General features: G+C 33.8%; 21 protein-coding genes and 1 tRNA gene. 7 read left to right on the top strand and 15 right to left on the bottom strand.

All coding sequences use genetic code 11. The annotated features are described in order from the left end of the window. Positions 1-193: 193 nt before the first annotated feature. The gene (gene ligA / locus ABWU73_RS01855) at positions 194-2,182 is read left to right on the top strand and encodes an NAD-dependent DNA ligase LigA (RefSeq protein WP_264329666.1); all 1,989 of its coding nucleotides are present in this window, start codon (positions 194-196) and stop codon (positions 2,180-2,182) included. 38 nt (positions 2,183-2,220) lie between these two features. Here the strand turns inward: ligA and dapA are convergent, their stop codons facing one another. The 10 genes from dapA to ABWU73_RS01905 form a co-directional block, all read right to left on the bottom strand. Then, entirely contained in the window at positions 2,221-3,102 is an 882-nt protein-coding gene (gene dapA / locus ABWU73_RS01860) for a 4-hydroxy-tetrahydrodipicolinate synthase (protein ID WP_264329667.1), read from the bottom strand. Positions 3,103-3,111: 9 nt separating this feature from the next. Then, positions 3,112-3,594 carry a single-stranded DNA-binding protein gene (gene ssb, locus ABWU73_RS01865; RefSeq protein ID WP_155969077.1) on the bottom strand — a complete coding sequence of 161 codons (483 nt, stop codon included), beginning with the start codon at positions 3,592-3,594 and terminating at the stop codon, positions 3,112-3,114. Between the two features lie 67 nt (positions 3,595-3,661). Continuing rightward, a tRNA-Arg gene (locus ABWU73_RS01870) sits at positions 3,662-3,735 on the bottom strand. 13 nt (positions 3,736-3,748) lie between these two features. Next, entirely contained in the window at positions 3,749-4,555 is an 807-nt protein-coding gene (locus ABWU73_RS01875) for a hypothetical protein (protein ID WP_264329850.1), read from the bottom strand. Between the two features lie 4 nt (positions 4,556-4,559). Then, positions 4,560-5,168: a hypothetical protein gene (locus ABWU73_RS01880; RefSeq protein ID WP_065094800.1), complete on the bottom strand. Its 609-nt coding sequence runs from the start codon at positions 5,166-5,168 to the stop codon at positions 4,560-4,562. Positions 5,169-5,172: 4 nt separating this feature from the next. Beyond that, on the bottom strand, positions 5,173-6,612 hold the full coding sequence (locus tag ABWU73_RS01885; protein WP_015589193.1) for a hypothetical protein: 1,440 nt from the start codon (positions 6,610-6,612) through the stop codon (positions 5,173-5,175). Positions 6,613-6,973: 361 nt separating this feature from the next. Continuing rightward, on the bottom strand, positions 6,974-8,719 hold the full coding sequence (locus ABWU73_RS01890) for a type I secretion system permease/ATPase (protein ID WP_015589192.1): 1,746 nt from the start codon (positions 8,717-8,719) through the stop codon (positions 6,974-6,976). Positions 8,720-9,409: 690 nt separating this feature from the next. Continuing rightward, entirely contained in the window at positions 9,410-10,201 is a 792-nt protein-coding gene (gene lgt, locus ABWU73_RS01895) for a prolipoprotein diacylglyceryl transferase (protein WP_264329669.1), read from the bottom strand. 6 nt (positions 10,202-10,207) lie between these two features. Continuing rightward, positions 10,208-10,657, bottom strand: a complete 450-nt coding sequence (gene smpB, locus ABWU73_RS01900) for an SsrA-binding protein SmpB (RefSeq protein ID WP_007548863.1) — start codon at positions 10,655-10,657, stop codon at positions 10,208-10,210. 120 nt (positions 10,658-10,777) lie between these two features. Beyond that, positions 10,778-12,820: an ankyrin repeat domain-containing protein gene (locus ABWU73_RS01905; RefSeq protein ID WP_265017750.1), complete on the bottom strand. Its 2,043-nt coding sequence runs from the start codon at positions 12,818-12,820 to the stop codon at positions 10,778-10,780. Between the two features lie 68 nt (positions 12,821-12,888). Between ABWU73_RS01905 and ABWU73_RS01910 the strand changes: the two genes are divergently transcribed. Next, on the top strand, positions 12,889-13,419 hold the full coding sequence (locus ABWU73_RS01910) for a Na+/H+ antiporter subunit E (RefSeq protein ID WP_010962821.1): 531 nt from the start codon (positions 12,889-12,891) through the stop codon (positions 13,417-13,419). Here ABWU73_RS01910 and ABWU73_RS01915 read toward each other — a convergent pair. Further along, on the bottom strand, positions 13,412-13,828 hold the full coding sequence (locus tag ABWU73_RS01915) for a hypothetical protein (protein ID WP_010082489.1): 417 nt from the start codon (positions 13,826-13,828) through the stop codon (positions 13,412-13,414). The genes ABWU73_RS01910 and ABWU73_RS01915 overlap by 8 nt on opposite strands. A 304-nt stretch (positions 13,829-14,132) precedes the next feature. Between ABWU73_RS01915 and purN the strand changes: the two genes are divergently transcribed. Continuing rightward, entirely contained in the window at positions 14,133-14,699 is a 567-nt protein-coding gene (purN, locus tag ABWU73_RS01920; protein ID WP_264329499.1) for a phosphoribosylglycinamide formyltransferase, read from the top strand. A gap of 2 nt (positions 14,700-14,701) precedes the next feature. Here purN and ABWU73_RS01925 read toward each other — a convergent pair whose 3' ends face one another. The 4 genes from ABWU73_RS01925 to ribF are packed head-to-tail and all read right to left on the bottom strand — an operon-like array spanning position 14,702 to position 18,774. Further along, positions 14,702-16,012, bottom strand: coding sequence for a M16 family metallopeptidase (locus ABWU73_RS01925; RefSeq protein ID WP_264374012.1), 1,311 nt, complete (start codon positions 16,010-16,012; stop codon positions 14,702-14,704). Beyond that, on the bottom strand, positions 15,999-17,339 hold the full coding sequence (locus tag ABWU73_RS01930) for a M16 family metallopeptidase (protein WP_264329501.1): 1,341 nt from the start codon (positions 17,337-17,339) through the stop codon (positions 15,999-16,001). The genes ABWU73_RS01925 and ABWU73_RS01930 overlap by 14 nt, the downstream gene beginning before the upstream one ends. Positions 17,340-17,368: 29 nt before the next feature. Next, complete coding sequence (gene lspA, locus ABWU73_RS01935; protein ID WP_006279329.1) at positions 17,369-17,845, bottom strand: signal peptidase II; 477 nt, start codon at positions 17,843-17,845, stop codon at positions 17,369-17,371. Next, positions 17,842-18,774 carry a riboflavin biosynthesis protein RibF gene (ribF, locus tag ABWU73_RS01940; protein WP_264329502.1) on the bottom strand — a complete coding sequence of 311 codons (933 nt, stop codon included), beginning with the start codon at positions 18,772-18,774 and terminating at the stop codon, positions 17,842-17,844. Before ribF ends, lspA begins: the two co-directional genes overlap by 4 nt. A gap of 68 nt (positions 18,775-18,842) precedes the next feature. Between ribF and grxC the strand changes: the two genes are divergently transcribed. The 4 genes from grxC (at position 18,843) to trxB (ending at position 22,577) form a co-directional block, all read left to right on the top strand. Continuing rightward, complete coding sequence (gene grxC, locus ABWU73_RS01945; RefSeq protein WP_007550037.1) at positions 18,843-19,181, top strand: glutaredoxin 3; 339 nt, start codon at positions 18,843-18,845, stop codon at positions 19,179-19,181. Positions 19,182-19,296: 115 nt separating this feature from the next. Continuing rightward, on the top strand, positions 19,297-20,169 hold the full coding sequence (locus ABWU73_RS01950; protein WP_264329503.1) for a hypothetical protein: 873 nt from the start codon (positions 19,297-19,299) through the stop codon (positions 20,167-20,169). Positions 20,170-21,043: 874 nt separating this feature from the next. Continuing rightward, positions 21,044-21,643 carry a peroxiredoxin gene (locus tag ABWU73_RS01955; RefSeq protein WP_012673206.1) on the top strand — a complete coding sequence of 200 codons (600 nt, stop codon included), beginning with the start codon at positions 21,044-21,046 and terminating at the stop codon, positions 21,641-21,643. After that, positions 21,630-22,577, top strand: a complete 948-nt coding sequence (gene trxB, locus ABWU73_RS01960) for a thioredoxin-disulfide reductase (protein ID WP_264329504.1) — start codon at positions 21,630-21,632, stop codon at positions 22,575-22,577. Before ABWU73_RS01955 ends, trxB begins: the two co-directional genes overlap by 14 nt. Positions 22,578-22,612 lie beyond the last annotated feature (35 nt).

The following is a 22,612-nucleotide window of genomic DNA, read 5'->3' on the forward strand; positions in this document are numbered from 1 at the left end:
TCTAATTTATTTTAATTTTATATAAATATATGGCTAGAGCAAGCGAGATCTGCTAATACAATTGAGCAAGAGAAGAATAAGTATGGCTATAGCATTGTGGCACCTTTGATATTTGATGGATTAAGACCATATGATAAATTCAAGAAAATTCACAGCTTGACGGCAAAGGCTAATGTAGCATTATATTGGTATCATGACTAACTTAGAAAAGATGAGAGAAAAACTGCAAGATCAAATAAATTATCATAATGTTTTGTATCACCAAAAAAATAAGCCAGAAATAAGTGATGCTGAATATGATGAACTGAAGAAAAAGTTAGCTGAAATAGAGCCAGAAATTTATGCAACACAAGATAGTGTTGGTGCTCCACCTGATGAGAGGTTTTCTAAGGTGGAACATCAAGAACCTATGCTTTCCCTTGAGAATGCTTATGATGAACAAGGTGTAGAGAAATTTTTGTCTAAAATAAAGAGGTTTTTAATTGAGGACAAAATAGAGATATTATGTGAACCAAAAATTGATGGGTTGTCGTTTTCTGCAATTTATGAGGATGGAAGATTTGTTAAAGCTGCAACTCGAGGTGATGGTTTTGTAGGGGAAGATGTCACTCACAATGTTGCAACAATAAAAGGCTTTCCTAAGTTTTTGCAAGGTGTGCAAGGAAGACTAGAAGTAAGAGGTGAAATATACATCAGTAACAGCGACTTTTTAAAGTTAAATGAAAACGATGAATTTGCCAATCCTCGAAATGCAGCCGCTGGTTCTCTAAAGCAATTGGATGCAAACATTACAGCAAGCAGACCTCTTAGATATTTTGCTTATTCTTTGATTGGTGGAGCAGAGAAAAGTCAAAGTGAGGTACTAAATAAGCTTGAGGCACTTGGTTTTTGCGTAAATGAGCATCAGTCCTTAACGAGTAGTTTAGATGGAATGCTGAAGTTCTATAATGAAGTCTATAACTGTCGCTATAACTTGGATTATGATATTGATGGAATAGTCTATAAAGTAAATGATTTGGTACTACAAAATCGTCTAGGGAATACTCACAAAGCACCGCGCTCAGCACTTGCATACAAGTTTTCTGCGGTTTATGCAAAAACAAAGTTAAACAAGATATTTATACAGGTGGGCAGAACAGGGGTTTTAACTCCAGTTGCAGATTTAGTGCCAGTCAATGTTGGTGGGGTGCTAGTTAGTAGAGCAAGTCTGCATAACCAAGATGAGATAAAACGTAAAGACATAAGAGAGGGAGATATTGTAACAATCAAAAGGGCAGGGGATGTAATTCCCCAGATCGTTGAAGTAAGCAGAGATTCTCGTCTTCCAAATACACCTGAATTTGTGTTTCCTGAAGTATGCCCTGAATGTGGTAGTAAAGTACGTCAGGTTGAGGGAGAGGCTGCAGTAAGATGTCCTGAGGAATTTGCCTGTAAAGCTCAAATAATAGAAAAACTAAAGCATTTTGTATCGAAAGATGCATTTGACATTGTTGGCCTTGGTGATAAGCAGATAGAGTTTTTTTACGACCTTGGTCTGATAAAACAAATTCCCGATATTTTTACTTTAGAAGAAAGATTGGATGAATTTAATCTGGAAGAACAGTCTGGTTGGGGCAAGAAATCAATAGCTCATTTATTAAATGCTATACAAAGCAGAAGGGTAATAACTCTAGATAGGTTTATATTTTCTTTAGGTATTAGATTTATTGGCCAAGTTGCAGCAGAATTGCTTGCAGATTATTATGTTTCTTATTATAATTGGTATAATTCGATGATTGAACTGTCATCAGATAATACTGAGCTAGTCAGTATAGACGGCATAGGAAAAAAAGTGGCTGAATCTTTGGAATCATTTTTTTCTAAGGAACATAACATCAAAATGTTAAATGATCTTACTGCTTGTCTTCAAATTCTTCCTGTGAGCTCCAACTCTAGTAACTCTGTTTTAAATAATAAAATTATAGTGTTTACTGGTAAGCTACTTGCTATGAGTAGAGGAGAGGCAAAAGTAAGAGCCAAAACTCTAGGAGCAAAGGTCAGCTCACATCTTTCTGCTAAAACTGACTACCTAATTGCAGGAGAAAAACCAGGATCCAAATATAAAAAGGCAGTGGAATTAGGTGTAGAAATTTTAGATGAAGACCAGTGGCATAAAGTGGTAAGTTTGGGAGTGTTCAAATGAAACTTGGATTGTATATTAAATCAAAGTTGCAAGACTATTTAGAGAGTAGCCAATTCTTTCCATCCAAGAATCATTTTATTGACTTGCCTCAATTTTTCAACAGAAGGCAAGTCTTCTGTGCTGAGTGGTAGGCGGACAGTTTGATGTTCTATAAGACCAATATCATGCAAAAGTGCTTTAGTAGGTATTGGGTTGCTGGCAGTAAATAACGCTTCGCAAGCCTGTTGCCAGATATCTGCCTGAGGGTTCCTGCCATTGAGGCACTTCTTAACATATTCATGTGCTACATATGGCCAAACATTGGAAGCAACGGAAACCAGGCCAGCCGCACCATAAGCGGCCATATCGGATATCATATTATCATCTCCACAAAAGACCTCAATATTTGGTGCAACTTTCTTATACTGAGCTAAAGTATCAACAGTGCCACTTGAATCTTTGATAGCCCAAAATTTTTCGTGGCTGGATAAGTTGCGTACAGTTTCAGCGTGAAGATTTATTCCTGCTCTTGATGGAATATTGTAAAACATAACCGGCACATGTGCTTTCTCAAGCAGCTTTTCAAACCATAAAGTCTGCCCCATAATTCCGGGCTTTGCATAAATGGGAGTTGTCATTAGATAGCCATGAATAGGCATACCCTTGCAAAAATCAAGCCATTCAAGAGTCTGATATAGATTCACTCCTGGTACGCCAATTATAATTTTTGTATTTAATTTTAGCTCACATACAAATTCAACTAACTCGCGTTTTTCAGAATCAGTAAGCGATAGGCCTTCACCTGTGCTACCCAGCAACACTACGCCATTTTCAGCTTTAACTTGCATTGTCAGTAAACGCTGCAAACTGCTATAATCTATACTATCTCCATTGCAATTAAAAGGAGTAACACAAGCAGTCCATAAAAATGTAGATTTCAATTTAAATTGTTAAAATGGTATTTCATCATCGAGTAGTTCATCTTTTATATCGTTGTCAAAACTTTCGTGTTTATCTTTTTGTCCTGTTTCACCTTGTTTGTATTCACTTGGCTTGTAATCAGGATTTGGTGCACTATTTCGTGAATCCAAGAGAGTAAGAGCGCTATTAAAATTATATAGAACCACCTCTGTTGTGTATCTTTCACCACCGTTTTGGTCAGTCCATTTTCTAGTTCTCAAAGAACCTTCAACATAAACTTTACTGCCTTTACGTGCAAAATCTTTGACGATTTTTACTAATCCTTCACTAAAAATTACGATATTATGCCACTCTGTCTTTTCAGAGCGCATACCGGAAAGTTTGTCAGTCCAACTTTCAGACGTGGCTATTGAAAAACTTGCCATTTCTTTTCCATTTTGTGTAGTCCTAATTTCAGGATCTTTTCCTAAATTACCAACTAGTATGACTTTGTTTATGGTACCACCAGACATAATTATGCTCTAAATAAATCCTTTTATTATCTTATGTGAAAATACTATTGTCAAATTTAATTAAAAGTGCGCTTGGAGGGATTCGAACCCACGGCCTTTGCCTCCGGAGGGCAACGCTCTATCCAACTGAGCTACAAGCGCATATATATTTAAGTTATTTAATAGATAAGCCATCCAAGTCAAATTTTTGTTTTGGATAAAGCGTAAACATAATACTCCCATATCCAAAATATACATTTTGAGAATCATTCGCATGCTTTTTTATTGCTTTTTGATCTACGGTCCATACAAAAGTTACATAATTTTCAGTGACTGAGTGCACTTTTAAATCCTTAGTGTTTATAAACAACTTTCCATTTACCCATATTTTCCATGTATCGAGAGAAAGATATAAAATTGAGTCTAAACTCACTACCTTACAGTTGAAATTCTCCTCTTTCGCAGCTTTTGAAGACCATAAATTGAACTTTTCCATTTCATGAACCATTTTATTAACTGGCTCTTCATCAAAAAAAATGCTTTTTACGTTACTATATTGTGACAAAACGTCAAAGTCACTTTCCACTGCTTCTCTTATTATATCGTCCCGATCTGTATAGCTTAGTTTTTGATTGTTGATAAAGAAACACTCTTTTGCACGCAAATTTGCTATATCAATAAAATCGTCGATTTCTTGATTGCCAACTTTAAGAATACTTTCAAAATATCTTTTTTCTATCATCATTCCATACTGAGAATGATGACAAACCATTTCATCATTACCTTGTTTTTCTATATATACGCATAAATTTCCACTATTTAATCCTAATATTTTATGCTCAATAAAATCTTCATTGCCAATATATTGTCGGCAAGAATACTCCTTACAAATTTCTATGCTTTCTATGATATCTTCACAACTGCAATATGCATTAACATTGGAAATGAGTAGCGTAAAAATAAAAAACAGCTTTATGTTCATCACCTTATCTACTTAATATAGTATACCAATCAAAGACTATATTAGCTCTCACTATCTCTATCATATTACCATTCAAAATCTGATTCATAGTTGCAGCATCAATATTTCTCTGCTTATTTAAAATAAGAGATTTGATCATAACATAACCGGGCAGATTTGGAATAGACTGTAGAAATAAAAAAATATGCTTATCGCTGATTGAGCTTAAATTTAGGACCACTTCACTTTTTATTACTTTTGTGCGTTCACTTTTGTTGTGGAGCTCAACTTCTTCGGGTATAGAAATTGATATTTCAGGTTCTAATATATAGTACTTTTTATATAACTTGCTAAGCTCGAAATTTAAATTTGCAATGTATCTGCTACTATGTAAATTTGAAGAAGAAATTTTTTTCCATAAATCTAGGTTTTTATTTAGAACAACTTCCTTTTTTTGAATTCCAGTAATCTGTAAATTAATAGAACGTATTTTATCAATCGCAATTTGGTTTTTATTATAAATCTTTTCGTTATAGATAACAACATATGTTAATAACCCTATTAATCCAACAGATAATAACAAATACGATATAAACTGAATTGTAGCTTTTCTTTTTAATTGAGAGATAGTCATTAATCTACATTGCCTCTCCTATTTCAACATCAATAGATAGATTTTGCTCTTTAGCAGCAGGTAAGCTAGAAATATTAATGTCATAGGTACGAAAATTATCGTTTAAATTTTTTCGTAGTTTCTCGTATTGATGAGAAATATTTTTACCGGATTGAAAATTAAACTTTAAAGTTGTGGTAATATAACTTTTTGCCTCATTATAATTCCATTCAAATGATCGAAGCTCTATACCTGGTATTTTTAACTTTTCTACATACTTAACTTGTGTAAGAGGAGAGTATTCTATTTTTGATAAAATATTATTGATATTAATAAAATCATAAATTTCATCTATTTTTTTTACATTATAGCTTTGGCTAAGTTTTGTTAATTGGTTATTTAAGGTGTTCTGCTTTGCTGATAAATTATCAGCGACATTGAAATTTGAATACAAATTTAGTAAACAAAGGGTGTTTGTTATAACTAAAACCAGGGCGAAGTATAGAAAAATTCGAGGAGAGTTTAAATAAAGGTAATTGAATAGATAAAATTCTTTAGTTTCCTTTGTATTAAAAATAGCTGCTAATTTATTCTTAAAGCTATGAAACAAAATTATGGTATCGCAAAAGTTATCTTTTTCACTTATAGCTAGTTCTGCTCCTAATAGTTTGCCTAACTCATATGGAGTTAATATGTTCACACTGTTCTCTGAAAAATTTATGACTGATAAACTAGCTTTGATATCTTCTGACACTATGATACAAAGGTCGATAGGGTTATTTTTTTCAAACCCAAACTTAGTTAAGGATCGAATAGTATCTTGCACTTCCTGATATATTCCACCAGCGATAATTCCTGGTAAATTATCATTAGTAAATGATGTTAAGCGCGTAAATACCATTTTATTCTCTTTAAGAACCACTTGTCTATAGCCTCCCGTTTTAGTTGCAGCAACTATAATTTTCCAATTATTAGGATCTTTATGTAGAATCTTTTTTGTTATATTACTTATTTCTATAGGAAACATTAATATTCCCTTAAAGTTGGAGCCTATCTCAATAAACACATTCAACCAATATTCTACTAAATGCTTTGCTTTTGATGAAACAAGAAGATAGCACCAGTTTTGATTGAATTTGTTTGGCTTCTCAACCAAAAAAACTGAACTTATGTCATTATTACGAGAAAAATGCTCCATCTTTGTTTTTGCTGATAGATAGGCACTAATCTTGTTTGCCCTTGTAATAAACTGTAGCGAGTAATTTTGATCTGCATGATTAAGCACCAGGTATAAAGGTGCTTTTTTATCTGACGAAAGACATGAAATTAAATCGGAAACTGCTTTATCGTTTTTGCCCTTAACAAAATACCTTTTATTTAAAGTATTATTTTTAAAATATAGTAACATTATGCCTTCTTCTCCAATAGAAAGCATAAACTTACTTTTGGATTTTGAACTAAACATATTAACAAAGCATATACTTATCTAGAATTAAAAAGGCAATTTATTGAAATTCATTAAACGTTAGAGGGAAATATTGTTATAAATTTTCGCAGCAACATTATTTATATTATAATTTTTTTATAAAATTACCACTAATATTAAGTTATTTAGATAACAAATTAAGAAAATTCATTAAGACGAATTTGTTGTTTTTCAAATTGTAGGTAAACCTAAGCCACTTTAGCTATATCTGCCGATTGACTTTAATTAATAAGAGTTATTAATCTATTTACTATTCTTGTAATATTATTTCTAATGGTAAAGAAATATATATTTTTCTGGAACAGTTGTTATTTCAGATACAGAATTTATTGTAAGTAAACTAACCATTTGCTGAAGAGCGCTCATCTTCTGTGGTACTTGATGATGGAGCAACTAATTTGCTCAAAATCTCATCTTTTGGTCCCATAGCGTAAATGACACCATCTGACATGAGGATCACCTTATCAACTACGGACAATAACGGTAGCTTGTGAGTGATGATAACAGTAGTAGTATTTTGTTTTCTTGCAATGCCAATTGCATTAATTAAGCATGCCTCTCCATTGCTATCTAAGTTAGCGTTTGGTTCATCAAGTACTAAAAGTTTTGTGTGACCATAAAAAGCTCTGGCAAGTCCAAGAAGCTGTTTTTGGCCGCCAGAGAGCGTTACTCCTCCAGGACCTCCTATTGTTGTATCATATCCATTTGGTAAGCTTAGTATTAGTTCATGTATTCCTGCAATTTTTGCTGCTTTGATTATTTCTTCAGGATTTGGATCTGGCCTCATGCGAGCAATATTAGCTTTGACACTAGTGTTAAATAACTCAATATCCTGAGGTAAGTAGCCAACATAATTACCAAAATTTTCTCGATTCCAAGTATATACATCAGCGCCATCTAGTCTGACTACACCAGATATTGGCTTCCATACACCAACAGTTAATTTTGCGATAGTGGATTTACCAGAAGCACTTGCACCAATAACACCAACTACATCTCCAGGATCTATAATGAATGATATTCCTTTTACTGTCGGCTTATTGCTTCCATAAGGAGTAAAAAATACTCTATCAAATTCCAATTTTCCTTCAGGTTCTGGTAGAGCCATCGTTTGCTCTCTTTTTGGCGATGTTAATATAAGTCTTTGTAGCCTTCCATATGACATTCTAGCCTGATTTAAAAACTTCCAAGTATGAACCGCAGCGTCAAATGGTGCTAATACTCTACCCATTAAAATTGAAGCAGCGATGATGCTACCGGCAGTCTTATGAGCTGTGATTGCAAGTAATGCACCTGTTCCAATTACTGATATTTGCAGAGTTGAGCGCAAAAACTTAGTGATTCCAGTAATTACATTAGAGCGATTTTGTGCTTTAATTTGCATTGCTCGATTCTGATCATTTCGTTTACACCAATCAGAGACTATGAATTCTGACATGCCCATAGCTTCAACCACTTCTGCATTTCTTGTTGCAACATCTATAGCATTGATATTCCGTATAGTTTCTTCGTTGGTTTCTTGTAATATTCGTTTAGTGGCAAGTTCATTCCATATTGCCATAGAGACTAATATAATAATTCCAGTAATAGCTATAAACCCCGTGGAGGTATGTATCATGAAAATCACAACAAGGTAAATTAACGACCATGGAGTATCAAACAGTGAGAATATACCATTTCCTGTAATGAAATTTTTTATCACTCCGAGATCTCGTATTGCTTCACCACTTGAAGTTGAGCTCTGCACTGACGTTAGCCTGATTGACCTTACTATCAGATCTGGTGTTGCAGTTTTATCGATCCAATCACCTATTTTTGCCATGGCTAAATATCGACAAGTTTCAAGCATTGCAGAACATGCAAATGCAGATAAAGTGATAATTGTCAGCATAGTTAGTGTTGATACACTTTCGCTCGATATCACCCGATCAAGCACTTGAGAGGTATAAAGTGGTAGGAATAACATTAATAAATTGATTCCCGCACTAAACCAAAAGATAAACCAAAATGCACTTTTGCATTTTTCTAGGCAAACATATAGAGTACTTTGCTTCAATTCTTTTTTTATTGATGGCGTAATTTCCACAATCTTCCTCTTAATTTGATTACATGCACCATATACAATTTTTATTACAAAAATATTAATAACGGTAGTTAGCTTACTTTAAGTGAGTAAAATATTAATATATGTGAATAGGAAATATAAACAATGGTAAAAAGAAGTATAGTTAATATTTCCTTCGTTGCCTATAGCGAAGCTACGTCATACCGCGATTCATTCCATAGCTGTACGAACATTCATTTTTGAAGGTAAACTGCACAGCAAATGGTGTCATGAAAGTAGCTGACACTGGGATGGCTTTGTTGCATCGCTACTTATGAAAGGCTAACTATAATTAGGATTATAAGCAACTTATTGAAAATCTTGTTTTTTTGCAATCAATCTGATCAAATTTAAGAATAGTAATTTGTTATTTATATTAATAAATTTAATTCTATTGAAAATAGCTAAAGCATTGAAATTCTTGAATTTTAGCCAGATTAGTGAGTGGTAGTGAAATTTCTTTTACTCAAATTTAGGTATTCACTGACCGTTCTTGTTATAAATACCAGAATAATAAGCTACTGATATTCTCCACCTTTTTTATCTTTAATCCATCATAGCTAGCGATGCAACAAAGCCCACCGATTCATTCTACTGCAACGCAGAAAATTCGTACAATTGTGCATAATGTGGGGCTTCTGGCTACATTTTTCTATTGAACTCACCTTTTCTCTATGTGACAGATTTCGTATTAAATTTTAAATTTAATGCGCCTAGATATACAAGCATTCCTAGCAAAACCATAGGTATAGAAAGCAACTGCCCCATAGTTAAATCAAGCCACAAATAGCCAATTTGATAGTCTGGTTCGCGAAAAAACTCAACGAAAAAACGTGCTATTCCATACCACATAACTGCAATACCAGTTAACGCACCGTGATACAGTCTTATTCTAGTTAAGAAAAACAGTGAATTTGCAACTGCAAAAAGTAGCAGTCCTTCAAAAAGTGCCTCATAAAGCTGGCTTGGATGATGCAGCAAATTATCACCACTCTCTGGAAATACCATACCCCATGGCATAGTTGTAACTCTGCCAAATAACTCTCCGTTTATAAAATTGCCTATGCGACCTAAAAATAAACCTATGGGAACTCCGCAAGAAACTAGGTCCAGTGCATAAAATATAGGAATGTTATATCTTCTGCAGGAGATTATTACTGCAAGCAAAACTCCTATAGCACCGCCATGAAATGACATCCCTCCTTCCCAGGTCTTCAATATCTCAATAGGGTTGCTTATATAAAGAACTGGATCATATATCAATACGTAGCCAAGTCTACCTCCAAGGATAATACCTACAATAGTGGCTGTTAATAACGAATCGTAAAAATTCTTAGTAAATATTTTTTGGTCATCTAGCTTATGTAAATACCAATATGCAAACACTATACCCAAAACGTAGGCTAAGGAATACCAATATATAGAAACAGGACCGATGCTGAAAATTACTGGATTTAAAGACATATTTTGCTATAAATTATTCTTAGACAATCTACTTTTTTCACGATCCCACTCTCTCTGTTTTATGGTTGCTCTCTTATCGTAGAGTTTTTTTCCTTTTACAATGGCAATTTTAGTTTTTGCAAATCCTTTATCGTTAAAATAGACCGAAAGCGGCACAACAGTTATCCCAGCAGTCTTGATTTGACCAATTAGTTTATTTATCTCCTTTTTATGCAAGAGTAATTTACGTTCCCTTTTTGGTTTATGATTTTTTCGGTTCGCAGCTTTATATTCTGCAATATGCATATTGTGCAGCCATACTTCGCTATTCTTTTCAACAACGTAGGCGTCGGAAATATTTACTTTTCTTTCTCTTAGCGATTTAACTTCACTGCTTAATAAGACCATACCCGCTTCAAATTCTTCTAAGATGAAATATTCAAACCTTGCTTTCCTATTTTCTGCAATAACTTCCATATCTAAAGATATCTTTAAGCTTCAATATATTACAGAGTTTTTGACTTAATTCATAATAAAACAGTTATCCCAATAAATATAAGGTGCCAGGCTAGTCTGATAGCAACAGGATAACAAAAATCAAGTAAGTGCTTTTTCTGTCTCTCTAGGCACAAGTTCCTTTACTTCTTTCATTTCAGTTTTAGGCTTTGACATTATATATTGACCAGCACCAACTATGAGCGCAGATCCTGCAGCTAGCCCAATTATTGCTGGTACAGATAGGGCAGTAGCAAATGCAAGTGCAACACCAACTATCACTGCAGTTACAAAACACACAACAATACCTTTTACAATTGCATTTTTTGCAGACTGTTCTTTTTCTTTCATAATTGCATTTTTTCCAATTTGTTTTTCTTCCTTTTTCTCTGGAAGCTGCATTACATCTTTATTTTCAGTAAGATCCTTTGGCGTTTTTTTATTCTCATTTTTTAACGTTTGCTTTTTTTCCGCTTCCTCTAAAAGCTGAATTATACCTTGATCTTTAGTGAGGTCTCTTGGCGTTTTTCCATCAACATCTTTTAATGAAGGGTCTGCTCCAGCTTCTAGCAGAACTTTTACTATACCTTCGTGGCCATTTTTAGCAGCAAGATGTAAAGGAGTACGTCTATCACCATTTTTTGCCTTAACCTTTGCTCCTTTTGCGATTAGAGTTTTTACTATATCTTCGTGGCCATTTTCAGCAGCAACATGCAAAGGAGTCCATCTATCAGCATCCTTTATATTAACATCTGCTTTCTCAACTAGAATTTTTACTACCTCTATGTGGTTATTTTCAGCAGCAAGATGTAAAGCAGTACATCTATCATCATTTTCTGCATTAACCTTTGCTCCTTTTTTGATTAGAATGTCTACTACATCTTTATGGCCCTTTTTGGCAGCAAGATGTAAAGGAGTCTTGTCCTTAATACCTTTTGCATTAACATCTGCTTTCTCAACTAGAATTTTTACTACCTCTATGCGGTTCTCTTTAGCAGCAATATGTAAAGGAGTATATCTTTTATTATTTTGTGCATTAACCTTTGCTCCTTTTTTGATTAGAATGTCTACTACATCTTTATGGCCCTCTCTGGCTGCAAGATGTAAAGGAGTCTCGTCCACAATACCTTCTGCATTAACATTTGCTCCTTTTGCAATGAGAGTTTTTACTACATCTTCGCAGCCCTCTCTGGCTGCAAGATGTAAAGGAGTACATCCATCATCATCTTTTGCATTAACGTTTACTCCTTTATTTAATAGGTTTTTCACCTCCTCCTCATTATTATGTTTAACAGCTGAATGCAAAGCTTTGATGTTCTCTTGTGCCTTTAATAGAGCTCCTTTTACCACTTCATGGCCTTTTTGAGAAGCAAATGTTAAAGGAGTCCATTTATAATGATTTTTCGCATTAACATCTGCTCCTTTTTCAATTAGAGTTTCTACTATATCTTCGCGGCCATTTGCAGCAGCAAGATGTAAAGGAGTCCACCTATCACTATTTTTTGCATCAACGTTGATTCCTTCTGCTTTTGATAGAACTTGTACTATCTCTTTGTGGCCATTTGTAATAGCAAGATGTAAAGGAGCCCATCCTTTATCATTTTCTGCATTAACATTTGCTCCTTTTCCAATTAGAGTGTTTACTACATTTTCGTGGTTCTTTTCAACAGCAAAATGTAAAGAAGTCCATCCATCACCATTTTTTGCATCAACAATTGCTCCTTTTCCAGTTAGAATGGTTACTACATCTTTGTGGCCATAGTGAGCAGCAATATGTAAAGGAGTAATTTTATTATCATGTTCTGCATTAATATCTGCCCCGTTTTCAATCAGAGCTTTTGCTACATTTGCATAGTTCCAATAAGAAGCAAGATGTAACAATTTGACTTTCTTAGAATTTTGACCACAAGATATAGTAAATATGTAATTTATGCCAGATCCACTATCGTTGTCAGGTTTACTCTTTTCCCACTCTTGACATAAATCTGGATCTTCTTCTTGTAACTTAGCTTTTATTTTTTCAACTATATTGTCCTTGCTCAAATCTGAAAGGTCATTTATTTTTTTTAATATTTCCATAAATTTGTCATATTTCATAACTTCCTCACTTAAAAAACATAACTTAGTTGTTATATCTTTCAACATAGAAGTCAAGAACCTAAATATTCGTTATTATCTTTCCTTAAAGAGTCATTTAAGTTATATTACAGACTATGAAAAACCTCAACTTTAGGAAGGAAATCAAGTTTTTTTCTCTGTCATTTATAATTTTATTTGTTCTATGGACTGTATTGTCTGGTTATTTTGAGCCGTTTTTTATTTTTTGTGGAGTGTTTTCCTCTATATTCACATCGTTTATCTTTAGAAGGTTGATAAACGCTGAAAGAGCTCTTAGCCAGATTTTAAATAGTACGAGTAGACTGTCGTTTTATAAGTTAGTAAGTTATATACCATGGTTAATGTACCAAATCATTTTATCAAGTGTTTATGTAACAAAAAAGGTGCTACAACTCAAATCTAAGCTTGAGCCAATCATTATCCTAAGAAAATGCAAAGGGCATAATGATGAAAGCATTGCGTTATTTGCCAATTCAGTCACAATCACTCCCGGAACTTTAACTATCAATGTTGAAAGTAAGCAGAAAACATATTTCTCTACCATGTATTTGATAGATAAAGATCTTGAAAGCGGCATTTCTGAAATAGAAAATAAAATCTTAAAAATACTACGTTCAGTTAAGTAATTGCTTTAAATAAGTTAACAGCATCCTTATATTCCCTTACAAGACTTTCAAGCATTTCTTTTGGAAGGCTATTGTTAACAATAGAACATAAATAATTATACAAATCTTCTAACCTTAATACGTTATTTCTCTTCTTGCTGTTGAATTTATACGGAAAAATACCTTCCATAACTTCAATAGTAGTAGCCTTGTTTAAAAATACATTTTCACTTGTCACGCTTATTCTTGCTAAAACAGTGTTAATTTCAGGTTCGTCACTCGTATAAAAATCTGATAGCTGAGTTATTCTAATAACGTACAAAGTTACTATTTTTGACAAGCAATTATCAGCATATTCACAATTTTTTATTACCTCCCACTGAGTAACCTGAGATTTACCTATTTTTGCATTGTTCGGTAATTTACTCATTGAACTTTCTCCATTTAATCCAGTGTAATAAATTATACTAATACTTTGTTAAATAAATAATAACGCGATTACAAAAATATATACTTATAGTGGTATATTATACAAAAATAGCACAATATCTAAGCATTAAAGCTAGTTTTAGCTGGGTACATGGGGCTATTCGTTATTTTGTGTTGTCCAGTGAGGTCCAAAATTAGAGGTCCACTTATATAAAGAGTTTAGTCTGCCTTCTTTGCTATAAAATAAGTTTTCCTTTTGAGCTGTTTTGTTAGTATTAACTAAATTCTAAACTAACTGTGCTATAATGAAAAAGATAAAACTCGGAATACTAATTTCAGGTAGGGGGTCGAATATGCAGGCCTTAATAGAAGCATGTCAAGATCAGAATTTTTCCGCAGAAGTTGCATGTGTTATCACAAATAATAGCGAAGCTGCTGGTCTGAAAATAGCAGAGCAAGCAGGAATCTCAGCGTTTATTGTTAAAGATAAACCGCTTGATGCTGGTAAAATTCACGAAATACTTGTTCAACATAAGGTTGATTTAATTTGCCTTGCAGGGTTTATGAGAATTCTCAAAGCTGATTTTCTGAGTAAATGGCATAACAAGGTGATAAATATTCATCCCTCTTTACTTCCGTCTTTTAAAGGTCTAAACGCTCAAGAGCAAGCTCTAAAAGCAGGTGTAAAAATTACAGGTTGTACTGTACATTATGTCACTCCTGAAGTTGATGCTGGAGCCGTAATTGCTCAAGTTGCTGTGCCAGTGCTACCAGCTGATGATATTCAAAGCCTCTCAGAACGCATTCTAGCTGAGGAGCATAAGTGCTATGTAAAAGCAGTAAGATCAATAGCAGAAAGTATTAATTATTGATCTTAAGTGTTTCTTCCAACTTCAACAAAAAATAAATTTTCTGGTTCCAGCAAAGAACTTGCCAGTTCGTTTACTTTCTCTAATTTAACGTCATTAATGACATTCGCATAATTATTTATACGGTTAACATCACGATCATTTATCTGCATATCATCCAGCAGCATTGCTGTATTTATGTTATTGGACAGGCGAAGGACAAGATTATTTACCAAGCCAATTTTTGCATCCTTGAACAATTGTTCGTCAATTCCTTTCTTTTTTATCCTGCTCAATGTATCTCTTATTGCAGATATGGATTGACTGGCAGTAGAGCTATCAGTACTTAAACCCCCAGCTATAATATTTCCATGCGTATAACTGGCCATAGAGGCACTAATACCATAAGTAATTCCAAGATTTTGCCTTAGTTCTTTCATCAGCACTGAATTCAGCCCCATACCACCAAGCGCATTAACCAAAACTTGAGCATTATAGTAGTCTGGATCTTCATAAGCTATACCTTTTTGAGCAAAAAGTATCACACTCTGTGGTATATCCATAAAAATATTCTTACTTTCTGCAGGACCAAAATCATTTTTCACAGGTATTTTTCTAACTTTTGATCTTTTTGACGGCAATTTAGATAAATATTTATCTAATAGCGTAATAATTTCTTCTTTTTTTGCACAACCAGCAACACTGATAACTATGTTATCTTTAGCAAAATTACGCTTTATGTATGTTAAAACATCGTCTCTAGTAATGCTCACTCTAGTGTCAAGAGTACCGTACATACTTTTTGAGTAAGGGTGTTTTTTAAACAACAACGTATTCAATTCTTCTACAGCAACAAAGCCAGGATTTTTTTCAAGATTATTAAAATCAACTTTGGCTTTCTCGAAAACTCTATTCAACCCTTCAGGGTCAACTTTAGGACGCATTATAGTATCGCTCAGTAATGAAATTGCTTCCTCTAGATTGTCAGACAAAGTATTTAATGAAACCCTAAATGCTTCTAAATCAGCAATAAAATTTAAACTAATCCCTTTATCTTCAAGCTTTTTCGCAAAATCTTTGGCATCATTTTTTCCTGCCCCTTCTTGAATTATAAGAGAAGTAAACCAGGTAAGTCCCTGTTTTTCTGCATTCTCATACACATAACCTGCATCCTTGAATGATATATTTAGTGAAACTTTTGGCAAATCATGATTTTCTACAAATAAAAACTTAAATCCTTTACGGGTAGTGACCTCCTCTATATTTAGGTTACCACTTGCTTGTAAATTAAAGCCTAGACAGAAAAAAAATAGAAATATAATTTTACTTATTCTCATTATTATCTCCTTTTGGTAATAAACGACCAATTAACTTATTAGCAGAAAAAATAGCACGGATTTTATTATTTACATCCTCTAGATTGACATCATTAATCTTGCTATATGAAATATCTATTTCATCAAGTGGAATGCCAAGTGCTAGGTGCGGCACATAAAACATTGCTATATGAGTTAAGTCAGATAGATTATCAAACTGTGCTGCTTTGTATCTATATTTTGAGCTTTGTAATTCCTCGCTCGTCACCCCTTTAGATACGAAGCCATTAATAGTATTATCTAACTCTCTTTCAACAATATCTAAATTAGCGCCACTTTTTGGAATTATCATAATATCAATGTAGCCATCACTAAAAGCTAGGCTATTATAATAAGCAAACACTGATACTGCCACATCTTTATCTAAAACCAAATCTTTATACAGTTTGCTGGATTTGCCGCCACCTAAAATGTCAACCGCTAAATGAGCAGCAGAGGCTTCATTTATGTGATCAAATAAGGGAACACGATAACGAAAATATAAAACTGATTCTTTTACTTCAGTGCTCTCTAAGGTCACCGATAGACCTGCGTTATGTACTGGTTCCTGATTAGGGTAATGCCTAATTATAGGCTTAGCTTTAATTTCGCCATATTTTTCTTCTGCTAATTTCACTACTTCATCAAGTTCCACATCACCCACAATCAGTAATATTGCATTGCCGGAGTGATAATAGTTATCATGAAACCTCGTTATGTCATCCAAATTGTAAGTTTTGATATCGCTCTCCCAGCCGATAACAGACCTACCATAGCCAGTACGGTAAAATGCACTATCCATTTCTTCCCATAACAAGTTATGAGGTTGGTTATCAAATCTCATTTTTCTTTCTTCCAGTACAATGTTTTTTTCTCTATCTATTTTGTCTTGAGTAACATTAAAGTTTCCCATTCTATCTGCTTCAACTTCCATTGCCAGTGGTAAATCTTTTTTGGGGACCAACTCATAATAACAGGTATATTCTTTAGTGGTAAACGCGTTAAATTTAGCCCCAATGCTACTCATAGTGGCTTCTATGTCTTTAAACTTTCCTGTAGTTTTAAACATTAAGTGTTCAAAGTAGTGAGCCAATCCTGCTTTGCCGATTGGATCATCCATTCCCCCAACTTTGTATATTACTGCATGTAAAACGGCTGGAATCCGATGATTAGAAACAACATAAACATCTAGTCCGTTACTGAGTTTAGTATATTTTATGTTGTGCTCTATGTTTAAAGCATTCGAAGAAATTGGGTAAGTAAAAAAAAGTACAGGTAGTATAAGAAAACTAAAAAACTTATGAAGCATTATTTCGACCTAATATAAAAACAATTATTTTATTCCTCATTTTGTTTAGAAATAAGCATATCGTATATATACCACTTATATAACAATGTAAACATTCCACAAACTATAGATAAATCTGCTAAATTAAAGGCTGGCCAATACCAATCATCAATATGAAAATATATGAAATCATATACAGCTCCCCAATAGATCCTATCAACTACGTTTCCGATTGCTCCACCAATCATCAGAGAAAAACCAAGGTAAGTTGACTGATCGTCAGACTTGTATATCAAATATGCAAGTATACCAATTATTAGTATTGAAAATGCTGAAAAAAAGAAACCGCCATGTGGTAAAGCGCTACACATTCCAAAACTAATACCTGAATTCCAAACTTCAACTAGTTTTATAAAACTAGCGATCTCAATTGATTCTCCTTCATCAATCAATGAGTTTATGTACAATTTGCTCGTTTGGTCAATCAATACTATAATTAATATAACAACTAAGCATAACTTTTTCATAAATTTGCCTTTAACCTATAAACTTTAAGTATATCATAATTTATCTGTTTTGTTAACTCCTCAATACTATGGAATTTTTTTTCTGACCTTATGAATTTTAAAAGTTGTATATTGACTTTATGACTATATACGTCTTCATCAAAATCGAATATGTGCATTTCTATTATAGGCTTTTTCAGATCCTTAAAAGTAGGTCTCATACCAATATTGACTACTCCATATAACCAATTTGGATTACTATCAGGAAAAGTCACTCTAGCGTAATATGTGCCAAACTTAGGTTTTATCATGCAATCTTCTATAGGAATATTTATGGTTGGAAATCCTATTTCTCTACCTCTACATGCACCTTTTGTCACAACACCAGAAACTTGATAAGGCCTGCCGAGCAATTTATTAGCAATTTCTATTTCGCCCCTTTGTACATACTCCCTTATTGAAGAAGAAGAGCAAATTTTGCCGTCAATTGTTAATGGCTCTAATTTAGTCAAAGAGTATCCATATATTTCAGAATATTTCTCTAGAGTTAATATATTACCCAATCGTTTATGACCAAAAGTGCAATTTTCTCCGACAATTATGTGTTTAGCGCCATATTTATCTATTAAAATCTCACTGATAAAGTCATCGCAGCTAACCTCAGAAAAACCTCTATTAAAATTAATAATATATAAGTAATCTATACCATAGCTGCTGATTAGTTCCTTTTTTTGTTCTTGGTCTATTAACCTAAAATTGTTTCTACCAAATAAAACAGTTGATGGGTGAGGCTCAAAAGTTAAAACTGCAGAGGGTAATCCTCTTTCTTGTGCTACCTTCTTTAGAGTAGAAATTGCAAACTCGTGTCCTAAATGAATGCCATCGAAATTTCCGAAGGTTAGTGCTATATTATTTTCTATTCCTTGCTCACGATTATAAATAATTTTCATACAATTTGATGTTTTTACATGTTTCTTATATATAATAACTATATTTTAGTAAGCTACGGAGATAAATTGTGAAAAATGTTGTGATATATGTAAAGAAGGGCTGTCCATACTGCATAAGGGCAAAGGATTTACTAGATAAAAAAGGTGTGAAGTATGAAGAAATTGATGTGCTCAAAAACTCAGATCTATTTAACGACATAAAATCAAAGTATAACGTTAGAACAGTTCCACAGATTTTTATCAACGATAAGCACATTGGGGGGTGTGACAAATTGATGGATCTTGAAAAAGAAGGAAAGTTGGATGATATGCTAAATAATAATGACAATCACACTGATGTCACAACCTACACAAACAGCAATGATGAATGTGGAGAGTGTGTTATACCACATGATGATTTTATGTAACTTTTTATCTTGTTTTGTCGTGTAATACGTAAATGAAAACTAGTATGCTCACTTTAAACAATTCTTAATGAATTAAAAATACAATTCATTCAGTGAGTTTTTTTAGTGGGAAAAAATGACAAAAAATATTTCAATTATTAGCAGAAACTTAATTAGTATCGAATTAGTTAACAAACAAGATTTAGAGAATTTCATCAAGATTTTCACAGTGCTTGATAAACATATAGCAGCTAAAACACTTTTTACAGAAGAAGTGAGAATAGAGTATAAACAACACAACGGCATAGAAGTTGTTGAATTGCTAAAAGATACAGACTTTACATATCATGAGGTTGAAAATGTATTGAACCACCTGAGTAAACATGGAATGAAGGTGCCCAGCAGTGTTATAGCACACACCCTTTTTGCTGCATACAATCATGCACTTGAATTTAAGGATGTAGCATTTTCCTTTTCTGAAGGCTCTTCACAATTTAACATCAGAGTGAGTAAGAACACCTTCATAATAACTCCTATGAGTGAGGAGAATTTGGAATTGAATTCACAAAGTAGCAAGAAATTAATAGAGTCACTAAAGAGCGAAAAAAGTATTTATGATTGTATAGCAGAAGAAAATACCATTAAAGTTATAGTGCATTCTGAAATGCATCAAGCTATAAATTTGATTATAAAGTCACTGATAAAGTCTCGCCTTTTAGCAAAAGAGGAAGAAGGAAAATTCAAAGAGAAATTGAGACAACTTGCTTTTAAGGATCAAGCTTTTGTTGAGTATTCTAGCATCAGAACCATCAATAGGTATCCACATAATCATCCTCTGAGGAAGCATGAAAGTGTTACTAAGGATATAGAAAATATTTTATGTGATTTCATAACAAATGAGAACAGCGAGTTTGCTATAGAGCGACTAAATAGGCTGAGCTCAGCAGTTTCTCCGGATACTCCAAGAATCATCACTAAAACTATAGATAAACTTGTTAAGTTTCACTAAGGTATACGAGAGCCAATAGACTTCTTATATTACCTTCTGTCATCCAAGTAGCTTGGCTACTTGGTTCTTTTTTTGGGTTCCAGCTATGTACATAGCTGTATGAACATTGTAGCCGTTATTCAAGTAGCCCGCAGAAGCGAAAAACTTACTTGACAAACTCCGCCAACTCCCTTACCATGAAACTGAAGCTATTTATTTATCTTCTCTGTACAGATTAAATGACAAAAAAACTCACGTATCTGGCCTCTCATGTTTAATTTTTTGCACTATGTGCACCTTATGTCTTTATAAAACTTCTAGGTTTTTACCTAATATAAGCTAAAATGCGCTTATAAAGCATTTAAAACATAAAAAAACGCCAACTTAAAAAATGGATAGTGAATAACTAGCTACCCTAGGGTTTCTTTTGCCTTTTTTTCTGTTTAGTAAATTTCTTAATGTTTATAATTTAGATTAGTTGCGGCTTAAAAGCAACTGAATCGCGGTTATTAAACGTTTAGAATAAAAAAACGCCATACTTGAAAGTATAATGTAAGTAATTAGCCAACCACGGGGCTTCTTTTGCCTTTTTTTTGTTTGGTAAATTTTTTAACATTTATAGCTAAACGACAACCGTCATCCCACTACTTGTTAGCGGGATCTAGAGATACCGCGAATGAATCGCGGTATGACGGTTCGTGGCGGTATGACGGTTCGCGGTGGCATGACGTAGAATTTTATACTCACCAACTCAGTATTCCAACCTGGATTGTATCTTATCGGTAAAAAAGAAGAGCTATTTTAGGAAGTTTTTATAGGACTAAAACCAAAGAAAACTTGCATATAAGTTTATCAAGATGTAAAATTAAAGTTATTTTGAAAGAATAGGTTAATTATGAATCTTGTAACAAAATCTGCTATCGATTTTACTGCTTCATCTGTTCTCTCTGACGGAGAAATTGTTGATGATTTCTGTCTGAGTAAGCGCATAAAAAATAAGTATGCTGTCCTTTTTTTCTATCCACTTGATTTTACTTTTGTTTGCCCAACTGAATTGATATCGCTCAATAATAGAATAAATGAGTTTGCAAAGCGTGGTGTTGAAGTGATAGGAATAAGTGTAGATTCAAAATTTTCACATTATAAATGGCGAAACACTCCAGTTAATGATGGTGGTATTGGAGAGATTAGCTACACTTTAGTGTCTGATATCAAAAAGTCTATATCAAGAGACTATGGGGTCTTATATGATGACTCAATTGCGCTGAGAGCAACTTTCGTTATTGATGATAAATTTATTGTACGTCATCAATCGATAAATGATTTGCCTTTAGGGCGTAATATCGATGAATTCGTTAGAATCGTTGATGCAATTAAACATAATGAAGAGCATGGTGAGGTGTGTCCAGCAGGGTGGAAAAAAGGTAAGCCAGCAATGCAGGCAAGCGATGAAGGAGTAGCTGATTATCTAAACTCATATAGTGAAGAATTATAAGTTTAGTACAAAAGTTCTTATTATTGGATCCGGGGCAGCGGGTTATGCTGCTGCTATATATGCAGCACGTGCAAACTTAGAGCCAATTGTAGTAACGGGAATGCAGCCTGGTGGTCAGCTTACAATTACTACAGATGTTGAAAATTATCCTGGTTTTGTTTCAGTACAGGGTCCAGAACTAATGGAGCAAATGAGGTTGCATGCAGAAAAGGTTGGAGCAAAAATAATAGATGATGAGATAAAAAGCGTTGAACAACTTGAGGACTTTAATGAGTATAGATTTAGATCTTCTGGTAATATCAATGACTACTATTCAGATGCAATTATCATTGCATCTGGTGCGCAAGCGAAGTGGCTTGGTTTAGAAAGTGAAAAGAAATTTCAGGGTTATGGGGTTTCAGCTTGTGCGACTTGCGATGGTGCATTTTTTAGGAATAAAGTTGTAGCTGTGATTGGTGGTGGAAACACTGCTGTTGAAGAAGCAATATTTTTAACTCGATTTGCCAAAGAAGTGATATTAATACACAGGCGTGATAAATTAAGAGCGGAAAAAGTAATGCAAGATAGGCTCTTTAAAAATGATAAAATAAAAGTAATGTGGAACCATACCGTAGAGCAGATTCTTGGAGAAGAAAATCCAAAAAGGGTTGCTGGTATTGCGATTAAATCAGCAGAGATCGATAAAACCCAAGAATTAAAAGTGGATGGAGTGTTCATTGCAATCGGGCATGCACCAAATACGGGTATTTTTAAAGGCTTTGTTGAAATGGATGAGCAGGGTTACATCATTACAAAACCTGGAACAACTTTAACTAGTAGGGCAGGAGTGTTTGCTGCAGGTGATGTTCAAGATAAGGTATATCGTCAGGCAGTAGTTGCAGCAGGAACAGGATGCATGGCTGCGCTTGATGCAGAAAAGTTTTTAGAGTCGTAGTTAATTCTAGGATTTTGAATAAATCGCTTGCAATT

The sequence above is a fragment of the Wolbachia endosymbiont (group A) of Andrena helvola genome (genome assembly GCF_964028415.1).
GTDB classification, from domain to species: domain Bacteria; phylum Pseudomonadota; class Alphaproteobacteria; order Rickettsiales; family Anaplasmataceae; genus Wolbachia; species Wolbachia pipientis.

Excerpts from the sequence above, each read along its gene's own strand:
- ligA (WP_264329666.1), top strand. The coding sequence starts at position 194 with ATGACTAACTTAGAAAAGATGAGAGAAAAACTGCAAGATCAAATAAAT.
- ssb (WP_155969077.1), bottom strand. The coding sequence starts at position 3,594 with ATGTCTGGTGGTACCATAAACAAAGTCATACTAGTTGGTAATTTAGGA.
- ABWU73_RS01875 (WP_264329850.1), bottom strand. The coding sequence starts at position 4,555 with ATGAACATAAAGCTGTTTTTTATTTTTACGCTACTCATTTCCAATGTT.
- ABWU73_RS01880 (WP_065094800.1), bottom strand. The coding sequence starts at position 5,168 with ATGACTATCTCTCAATTAAAAAGAAAAGCTACAATTCAGTTTATATCG.
- ABWU73_RS01885 (WP_015589193.1), bottom strand. The coding sequence starts at position 6,612 with ATGTTTAGTTCAAAATCCAAAAGTAAGTTTATGCTTTCTATTGGAGAA.
- lgt (WP_264329669.1), bottom strand. The coding sequence starts at position 10,201 with ATGTCTTTAAATCCAGTAATTTTCAGCATCGGTCCTGTTTCTATATAT.
- smpB (WP_007548863.1), bottom strand. The coding sequence starts at position 10,657 with ATGGAAGTTATTGCAGAAAATAGGAAAGCAAGGTTTGAATATTTCATC.
- ABWU73_RS01905 (WP_265017750.1), bottom strand. The coding sequence starts at position 12,820 with ATGTTGAAAGATATAACAACTAAGTTATGTTTTTTAAGTGAGGAAGTT.
- ABWU73_RS01910 (WP_010962821.1), top strand. The coding sequence starts at position 12,889 with ATGAAAAACCTCAACTTTAGGAAGGAAATCAAGTTTTTTTCTCTGTCA.
- ABWU73_RS01915 (WP_010082489.1), bottom strand. The coding sequence starts at position 13,828 with ATGAGTAAATTACCGAACAATGCAAAAATAGGTAAATCTCAGGTTACT.
- purN (WP_264329499.1), top strand. The coding sequence starts at position 14,133 with ATGAAAAAGATAAAACTCGGAATACTAATTTCAGGTAGGGGGTCGAAT.
- ABWU73_RS01925 (WP_264374012.1), bottom strand. The coding sequence starts at position 16,012 with ATGAGAATAAGTAAAATTATATTTCTATTTTTTTTCTGTCTAGGCTTT.
- ABWU73_RS01930 (WP_264329501.1), bottom strand. The coding sequence starts at position 17,339 with ATGCTTCATAAGTTTTTTAGTTTTCTTATACTACCTGTACTTTTTTTT.
- lspA (WP_006279329.1), bottom strand. The coding sequence starts at position 17,845 with ATGAAAAAGTTATGCTTAGTTGTTATATTAATTATAGTATTGATTGAC.
- ribF (WP_264329502.1), bottom strand. The coding sequence starts at position 18,774 with ATGAAAATTATTTATAATCGTGAGCAAGGAATAGAAAATAATATAGCA.
- ABWU73_RS01950 (WP_264329503.1), top strand. The coding sequence starts at position 19,297 with ATGACAAAAAATATTTCAATTATTAGCAGAAACTTAATTAGTATCGAA.
- ABWU73_RS01955 (WP_012673206.1), top strand. The coding sequence starts at position 21,044 with ATGAATCTTGTAACAAAATCTGCTATCGATTTTACTGCTTCATCTGTT.